This is a genomic window from bacterium, assembly GCA_041648665.1.
GTDB lineage: Bacteria > UBA10199 > UBA10199 > 2-02-FULL-44-16 > JAAZCA01 > JAFGMW01.
Genome location: JBAZOP010000122.1, coordinates 1 through 7,020, shown reverse-complemented (window position 1 = coordinate 7,020; position 7,020 = coordinate 1). Strand labels below are relative to the sequence as shown.

Sequence of the window (7,020 nt, the reverse complement as noted above, 5' to 3'; positions counted from 1 at the left end):
TATAGATGCCCGTTGCGCTCTCGTCCGTATCCAAGGCGGGCAAGGTCGGCGGCTGTCGCGGTCTTTGCCTTGGCGAAGTCGAGGCGGGCCGTCATGATCGGCCTCCTCGTGGTCTGCCTGTCTTAACGACTGAGCCGCTAAATTCGATTTTAGATACGAGCCCTTCATGCCAATAGAGTTGCACACCCGTTGACCCATAGGCCGGATGCCCCTCGAAGAGGCGGAGAAGATCGGCCTCGTGTTCGCGTAGGAGCCGCCGCGCGTCGTCAGTCATCGCGGCGCCCATTATCGAGCCCCTTCGAGCGCGGAGGCTTCGAGCTGGTCGAAGTAACTAGCAGGGATCAGCACCCTACGGCCCAGGCGCGCCGATGGCATAGAGCCATCGCGTAGCCGTCGCCATGCTGTAACGCGGGAAATGCCGAGACTTGAGCAAGCCTCTTCGATAGACAAGAACCTTTTTCCAGTGGCCATGCGTGCCACCTCCCCTATTCCGCGAAAGCCGAGAATGGCCTACGCGGGAATGGAGAGGGGCCGCCTACCTAAACAGCGGTTGCGCTATCCGAAACTCGGAAAGCGTCGCCCCCGTGCGCCCGGTTGCCGGAGCAACTCAGTAGCGCGCGGGGCCTCATTATTTACTCAGCGCCTTGTTAGCGCGTCGTTGCCTAGTGTCAATCGAGAGCGTTACACGGGAACCATCGCGACGAATGCAAGCATTCTTGCGCTTAACGAGGGCAGGGATCGCGACGGCCCCAGAGCTGCCCCATATAGAAGCCTCGGTGTATATGTCCGCAAGAACTTGCTTCGCCCAGGAGGGGAAGTTGCGCGCCCCAGAGTACCAGCGCTGCGCCGTAGCCGGAGCAATCTTCAATACCTCCGCAACGCGCGCCGTGGTCAAGCCAACGCGCCGAAGCTCGGTTGCAAGGTCGCTTCTATGCTCGGGAGAGAAGTCTAAATATGGCTTCGCCTCGATCATTTGCTTCGCTGCATAGATAATGAAAGCCCTGTCTTTTGCGGCTTGTGTTACTTCCACGCGCCGAAGATACCATAAACCTTCGCACAATGTCAAGTCATAGGCTACATATTTCAATTAGTACACTATATCATATCGATTTTGTTGACAAGCTCTAGGCGAATACTTAAATAGTCTCGATTCGCTTTGAAAATAGCGGCCCATAGGCGCGTTATATCGGCTTCGCCACAATAAATACGAAGGCCCCTAGAAGATCGCTCCTAGGGGCCTCCACGTTCGGTATGGGGCAGTTTAGCGGGAGGCTATGGAATTATTCATGCAATCGCGGCCATACGACACAAGCGAGCATGTCGCGCAATCGCCCCCATTCTGTGTGCAGTACGCGGGAGCCTCGGCATAGTCGCGGCCTTCCTTGAGGCCATCCACGGGCAGCACGTAGCCGCATGCGCGGATCGCCTCGGCCATCTCGTCAACCGTCTCGAAGCTTATCGCGTCGCCGTATGATGCATTGATATTCTGGATCATTTCCCGACCTCCTTAGTCGTCTTTGCGGATAGGTGGACGGCCTCCGCCCGGATCGCCGCCCGCGAGATCATCGCCGCCAACTGCCTTGCTTGCGAGATTGTAAGCGCCGTTGCATCTAGGCTTGGCTCGCTGTCAATGTAGAGTACGGGGCTTCCAGTCAACGCTAGCCCGGCACGTATGTTGAAGGTAGGCGTCATAGACTGGCCGCCTTCCCGATGGATGCTTCGAGCTTGGCGCGGGCCTCATTGAAGTCTATCACCCCAGCATGACTATAACGCTCGGTCATCGCCATGCTCGAATGTCCTGCCATCGATTGCACAACAAAGTCGGGAATACCTGCTTCACGCGATAGTGTTACGAAGCTATGCCGTAGACTATGGACACACAACCTCCGGGCTTCCCGCTCTTCGGCGTCAACGCCGATTGCGCCCATAGCACTAATGAAGGCATTCCTATAGAAGCTTTCGCCGTAGGGCTTAGGCTCCCCCTCGGGCTTGTCGCCAAGTGTCTGGAATACATAATCCGCCGGGCCAGTGTAGGGGATATGGCTTTTTGTCGATTCTAGGAGGCTTAACAGATACTTCCCTATAGGAAGACGTCGGGAAGAACCAAGCTTAGGGAGCTTGTCGCCTTCCATCCGCACGTGGTTATGGGTAACGTTTAAGATACCGAGTACCGCGTCAATGTCGCCCCACCGTAGACCGGCAACCTCACCACGCCGAAGGCCCGCCAAGGCCATGAGCATGAGCGCTAACTTTTTCCTCGGGTCCTTGACCTCAAGATCGATCAGCATTGACACCTCGGCGCGGGTGAGGGAACCGCGTATGCCTTCCCGCCGTGGTAGCGGTTTAATCCTGGCGAAGGGATCGACGGGGACCTCTGCACGCGAGAAAGCCCACTTAAGCGGGACCTGTACCGCCGCCATTACTTGATTGATACGACGCGGCTTCATGCCCTGATCGGCAAGGGATAATCGCCAGTCCTCTATGCGGGCATGGGTGAGTCCATCGAGCCTAAGCTTTGCGAATGGCGTATATCCTGCGACGTGGGCGACGACATCGCGCGCATTCTGTTGTATGTACTCGGTGGATACCGGGCGGCCTAGTGATAGCTCGCGTCCGCGTAGGTAGGGGGAAGTCGGGGACCAGAATGCTATTAGATAATCAACTAGAAGAGTGGTCTTTTTCGGCTTGGACCTGCCGCAAAGCTCTTGCGCCTTGTCCCTGGCGACGGCCTCGGAGCGTTTACCCTTGGCCTCTACACCTGTTGATCGAGCCGATTTATATACGGCTCGCTCTTCGTCCCACTCGCGGAAGTACCATAGGCTTTTTCCGCTCTTGAGGACCCTTTCTTGCATGAAAAACCGCGCGCGCATGGCTTTTCCTCCAAAGTAGTGTCACACTGAGTGTTACACTTGATTTAGAGAGAAAAGCCGGATATTCATAATCCGGTTATAGTGCATCGTATTTTCTTGCACTATAACAACCTCCTTCGCGCAAAATATCGGGCTGGGCGGATTTGAACCGCCGACATCTTGGTCCCGAACCAAGCGCGCTAAGGTTTCCCTCTGCATCAAGGTGCTACAAAGTATGCGCTTTCTACTATAGTATGAGTGGAAAAGCCTGTCAACATGCTTCAGCTTGTATCGTGCCGCTTCATTTATTTAGTGTGACACTTAGTGTGACACTGGCCTATCGTATCGGAATTGTATATTTACATAATTATTATCATCGGCGGGCCTGTCGTGTATCGATTATTACGCAGGAGCACAATAAAAAAGCCCCCTCCGCGCAAGGGCGAAGGGGGCATCATTGCCAAGGCAAGCGGGAGCACCCGCCTAGCAATCGATCAAACGAAATTCACCTGAACCAATATTCTTTGCTTGTCTGTCGCCGCCCATGCTCTCGCGGCCTGTACCGCCTCTACGCCCTCGGTCGAGTATACAACCCGAACAAGGTCATCGATGCGTGGCCCTAGCTTTTCCTCAAGTGCCTTCAATCTTCGTTCTAGGCTTGCTACCGTCATCGTGCCACCTCCGCCAACTTGAGCGGGATCGTTTCCCCTGCTTCTCGCTTGAGCTGGTCAAGGTAGGCTAGCCGTTGCTCATGCGGCAGTGCTCGCCATGCATCGGGATCGGTACCAGCTTCTAGCCGTTCGATCCTTGCTTCTAGTTCCGTTGCCCGCATATCCTTCAAACAAGTAAGCGCAAGGCCCAGCACCTGAACCATAGTTCTAACCCTGTTGAGATCGGCGTCAGGTAAGCTCTTGTCCTTGAGCTTCTTGTAAAGCGAGTTTATCTCTATTCTCGCCCGGTCGTATTCGGTTATTACTCGCGATGCTGTCACACCCCCACCCCCTATAGCGTTTATATAGATAGTAGCGGCCAATATCGGGAATAAGTCCCATTGGCCGTTATCTTCCTAGCCTCGGGGCTTCGCCTTCAGATGCCTGATCCTGGCCTCTTTTACCTGGAAGGCTTTTCGCACGAGCCCGCCCACCATATAGTCCGAATGGATGCGCGCGAGCCTGTCCCTTTCCACTTCCCAAGCCGCGAGCGCGTCCGCCCGTTCCTTCGCCACCACCTCCGCCGCCAGCGTTTCAATGTCTACTACATCATTCATCGATTGCATCTCCTCTCCTCGCCAGCCGTGACATATCCAAGTCGTATTGCTTGATTTCTTGTTCGACCCGTTCCCACCCAGGCAACGAACAACCAAGCCACGGCGTCGGCTCGGGGACTTCAACCGCCGCGCCGCGCTGCCTTTGCGCTATGCACGAGCTACGCCACGCATGCGCAACATCGCTCGCCTCACGATACGCAGCTCGTAACGCCCTGCCCTCGGCGCCATACTCTGCGAGCGACACCGCGCGATACTTGGCCCGTATTGCCTCTTGATATGATAGCCTCATCTCCTCAAGCTCTCGCGCGATAAGCTCGTCGATCGCGGCGAACCCTGGCCTCAAGCTCTCCACAGCTTGAGCGGCCAAAGGGCCTACCGCTTCGAGCATCCCGGCCTCGATGACGCGCGCGTCGGATTCCAGGGCCTCGGCCTTGGCGATATCTTCCGCCTGTTTCTTCGCCCATTGTCGAGCGTCTTTGTCGGCATTAGGGCCAGTACCAATTAACGCCGCTAGCCGCATACCCTCGTGCTCAGCGGCGCGCCGTCGGTACTCGGCGGCCTCAAGCCGGGCTACCTCTACGCGGCTTTTCAAGGTCGCTTGCGCATCTCGAAAAACCTCATACTCCATTGTGTTCGCGTCCTGCATCTCGTCTCCTTCCCGTTACCGGGTCTTAATCTGGACTGGATCGGGACGGGACACACTACACGGTAGTGTGTGTCCCGATGTCCCGCTCCCCATGTCGGCGGGACAGATCGGGACATGTCCCGCACTTGTCCCGATGTCCCGCTCCTCATTCGTCTAGCTCCCCTTGATACCCTTTTAGCGCGTAGGTATCGCCCACCTTGTCCACCTGCCCCCCTCGCTTGAGCCTATTCAATCGCTGCTTTGCGGCATCGTATGTAATGCCCGCCGCCTTGCTCATCACGTCCACGGTCATGGGGCCATCCCTGAGCATGTCGAGCGTCTGCCGTGATTCTTTGCCGAGTCCTAGCTCCTCTACGGCGGGTGAGTCGCAAGGGACTAGCACACCGCGCCGCACCTGTCGGCCCTCATCGTCAAAGACGCCGGGCAGGTCTACGTCGATCAGCTTTGCATGGAAGGGCGGTATCGCTTCGGCCTCTTTCTGTTTGGAGATCGTCATGCGCATAACGTCGCCAACACGAGCAAGCGCTACCTCGGTATCAAGTCCGGCCTTGAGCGCACCGTTCCCGCGTCCCTGGCCTTTCGCGCTTTCTGCCTTCGCCTCATGGTGAGAGATCAACACCACACACCCGAAACGCTGCTGTAGTTTCTTGCATGAGTTTACGAAGGCGTTCATGTCTTCGGTTGCGTTCTCATTGCCCGCCCCGTAGTTGGCCGCGAGCGTGTCAACGATGACGAGCGCGGGCTTGACCTCGCCTAACAGTTGAGCGATGCCATCGCCTATCGCGTTCGCTTCGTCGGGATGGACTAGCTCGCCTGAGCGGTCGGCTAGGTATATGGGGAGCTTGTCCAGATCGAGCCCCAGATACACCGCCGCCGCATAGAGTCGTTGCCGTATACCTTGTAGCCCTTCACCCGCGATATAGACGACGGGGCCGAACATGTCCACCTTGAGCCCTAGGAACATCGCCACGCCACCGGCGATGCATACCGCCAAGAGGACATCGAAGAATGATTTATAGCATCCCGGTTGACCGTGATTCTCTACCACGCTATCCCGGAGAAACAGGTCGCGGACTGCCCATTGTAACGGGCCGATGCGATCCTTCTTGACCTTGGAATAGGTCATCATGCGGCCCGTCGGGGCTGTGGCCATCTCCACCTTGCCGGGCGTCGCGGGGACAGTCTCCGGCGCGTCTAGGGCCTCAAGGATGCCCGCCAGCACGTCAACGCGGGGCTTTTGGGTATCTACCATAGGGCCACCGCCTCACGAAGTACGCGGATTGGATCGCCGCCATCGCGGACGAGATCGGCGGCATCGTAGCCATGAGCTGCATTAGGGATCGCCGCAACCGCGCATGACTTTGCTTTGTCCTTGAGCGCCTGAGCGACATAGGCCATCGCCTCCACGCCGCACTCGTCGGCATCGGGCCAGAGTGTCACCTTGCGCCCGTAGAGCGGGGATAGGTCAACTTTACCGATGGCCTTGGAGCCACCGGGCCAGCATGACGCAATGAAGGCCCATTCCGTGCCCATCATGTCCGGCTCGAACAGTCGCAAGGCCGATGCCGCTTTCTCACCCTCACATACGGTGACAAGCGCGTCGGGCTCCTTGGCTAGCAAGTCGAGCCGCCATAAGAGCGATGGGAAGGCGTAGCCCTTGGGCCTAAAGTGTATCGAGCCATCGGGCAGGCGAAAGAGGCTCCATTGAAATATGCGCTTGCCGTCTCGCCTGTCCTCACGAAGTACGCCAAAAGCTATTTGGCCATCGGCTAGACGATACTCGCACCATGTCTTTGTGCCGGGCTGGAATGCCTCGGGATCAAGGGGCTCACGTCCCTCGGGACGCCTTGGGCAGTCGTCGAGAGGGACACCGCGCAAGGGCTCGCCTAGCTTGGGATCGGGCTTTTTTGCCGCCGTGGTGGGCGCTCTAGCCTTCGTCGCCTGCGTGGCCATGACGTATACAGAGCCCGCGTCAAGGATGCGCGCCGCCTCGTCAAGCGAGCACCCTTCCATAACCATGACGAGATCCAGCGCGGAGCCCTGCCCGCGTCCGGTGAAGTCGTAGAAAATAAAACCATTTGGCCCATTGAATCCGAGATCGTGATCTTTCTCTTGGCCGGGTAGCCTGCCGTATAGATGCCCGTTGCGCTCTCGTCCGTATCCAAGGCGGGCAAGGTCGGCGGCTGTCGCGGTCTTTGCCTTGGCGAAGTCGAGGCGGGCCGTCATGATCGGCCTCCTCGTGGTCTGCCTGTCTTAAC

At 57.5% G+C, this 7,020-nt stretch carries 10 protein-coding genes; all 10 read right to left on the bottom strand.

Annotated elements, in window-relative coordinates; genetic code table 11:
• Positions 1 to 628: 628 nt before the first annotated feature.
• The 10 genes from WC683_18610 to WC683_18565 all read right to left on the bottom strand — a co-directional run bounded on the left by WC683_18610 (position 629) and on the right by WC683_18565 (position 6,988).
• Positions 629 to 1,030: a hypothetical protein gene (locus WC683_18610; GenBank protein MFA4974622.1), complete on the bottom strand. Its 402-nt coding sequence runs from the start codon at positions 1,028 to 1,030 to the stop codon at positions 629 to 631.
• Between the two features lie 231 nt (positions 1,031 to 1,261).
• Positions 1,262 to 1,495 carry a hypothetical protein gene (locus tag WC683_18605; protein ID MFA4974621.1) on the bottom strand — a complete coding sequence of 78 codons (234 nt, stop codon included), beginning with the start codon at positions 1,493 to 1,495 and terminating at the stop codon, positions 1,262 to 1,264.
• Entirely contained in the window at positions 1,492 to 1,692 is a 201-nt protein-coding gene (locus tag WC683_18600; GenBank protein MFA4974620.1) for a hypothetical protein, read from the bottom strand. Before WC683_18600 ends, WC683_18605 begins: the two co-directional genes overlap by 4 nt.
• A complete protein-coding gene (locus WC683_18595; GenBank protein ID MFA4974619.1) occupies positions 1,689 to 2,870 on the bottom strand; it encodes a site-specific integrase in 1,182 nt (393 codons plus the stop codon). Before WC683_18595 ends, WC683_18600 begins: the two co-directional genes overlap by 4 nt.
• A 473-nt stretch (positions 2,871 to 3,343) precedes the next feature.
• Entirely contained in the window at positions 3,344 to 3,520 is a 177-nt protein-coding gene (locus tag WC683_18590) for a hypothetical protein (protein MFA4974618.1), read from the bottom strand.
• Complete coding sequence (locus tag WC683_18585) at positions 3,517 to 3,840, bottom strand: hypothetical protein (protein MFA4974617.1); 324 nt, start codon at positions 3,838 to 3,840, stop codon at positions 3,517 to 3,519. The genes WC683_18590 and WC683_18585 overlap by 4 nt, the downstream gene beginning before the upstream one ends.
• Positions 3,841 to 3,915: 75 nt before the next feature.
• Positions 3,916 to 4,116, bottom strand: coding sequence for a hypothetical protein (locus WC683_18580; GenBank protein MFA4974616.1), 201 nt, complete (start codon positions 4,114 to 4,116; stop codon positions 3,916 to 3,918).
• Positions 4,109 to 4,762, bottom strand: a complete 654-nt coding sequence (locus WC683_18575; protein ID MFA4974615.1) for a hypothetical protein — start codon at positions 4,760 to 4,762, stop codon at positions 4,109 to 4,111. Before WC683_18575 ends, WC683_18580 begins: the two co-directional genes overlap by 8 nt.
• Before the next feature lie 145 nt (positions 4,763 to 4,907).
• Positions 4,908 to 6,014, bottom strand: a complete 1,107-nt coding sequence (locus WC683_18570; GenBank protein MFA4974614.1) for an AAA family ATPase — start codon at positions 6,012 to 6,014, stop codon at positions 4,908 to 4,910.
• Positions 6,008 to 6,988: a hypothetical protein gene (locus tag WC683_18565; GenBank protein MFA4974613.1), complete on the bottom strand. Its 981-nt coding sequence runs from the start codon at positions 6,986 to 6,988 to the stop codon at positions 6,008 to 6,010. Before WC683_18565 ends, WC683_18570 begins: the two co-directional genes overlap by 7 nt.
• Positions 6,989 to 7,020: the final 32 nt, after the last annotated feature.

Coding starts and splice junctions, on each gene's coding strand:
- WC683_18570 (MFA4974614.1), bottom strand. CDS start 6,014: ATGGTAGATACCCAAAAGCCCCGCGTTGACGTGCTGGCGGGCATCCTT.
- WC683_18580 (MFA4974616.1), bottom strand. CDS start 4,116: ATGAATGATGTAGTAGACATTGAAACGCTGGCGGCGGAGGTGGTGGCG.
- WC683_18600 (MFA4974620.1), bottom strand. CDS start 1,692: ATGACGCCTACCTTCAACATACGTGCCGGGCTAGCGTTGACTGGAAGC.
- WC683_18590 (MFA4974618.1), bottom strand. CDS start 3,520: ATGACGGTAGCAAGCCTAGAACGAAGATTGAAGGCACTTGAGGAAAAG.
- WC683_18575 (MFA4974615.1), bottom strand. CDS start 4,762: ATGCAGGACGCGAACACAATGGAGTATGAGGTTTTTCGAGATGCGCAA.
- WC683_18605 (MFA4974621.1), bottom strand. CDS start 1,495: ATGATCCAGAATATCAATGCATCATACGGCGACGCGATAAGCTTCGAG.
- WC683_18595 (MFA4974619.1), bottom strand. CDS start 2,870: ATGCGCGCGCGGTTTTTCATGCAAGAAAGGGTCCTCAAGAGCGGAAAA.
- WC683_18565 (MFA4974613.1), bottom strand. CDS start 6,988: ATGACGGCCCGCCTCGACTTCGCCAAGGCAAAGACCGCGACAGCCGCC.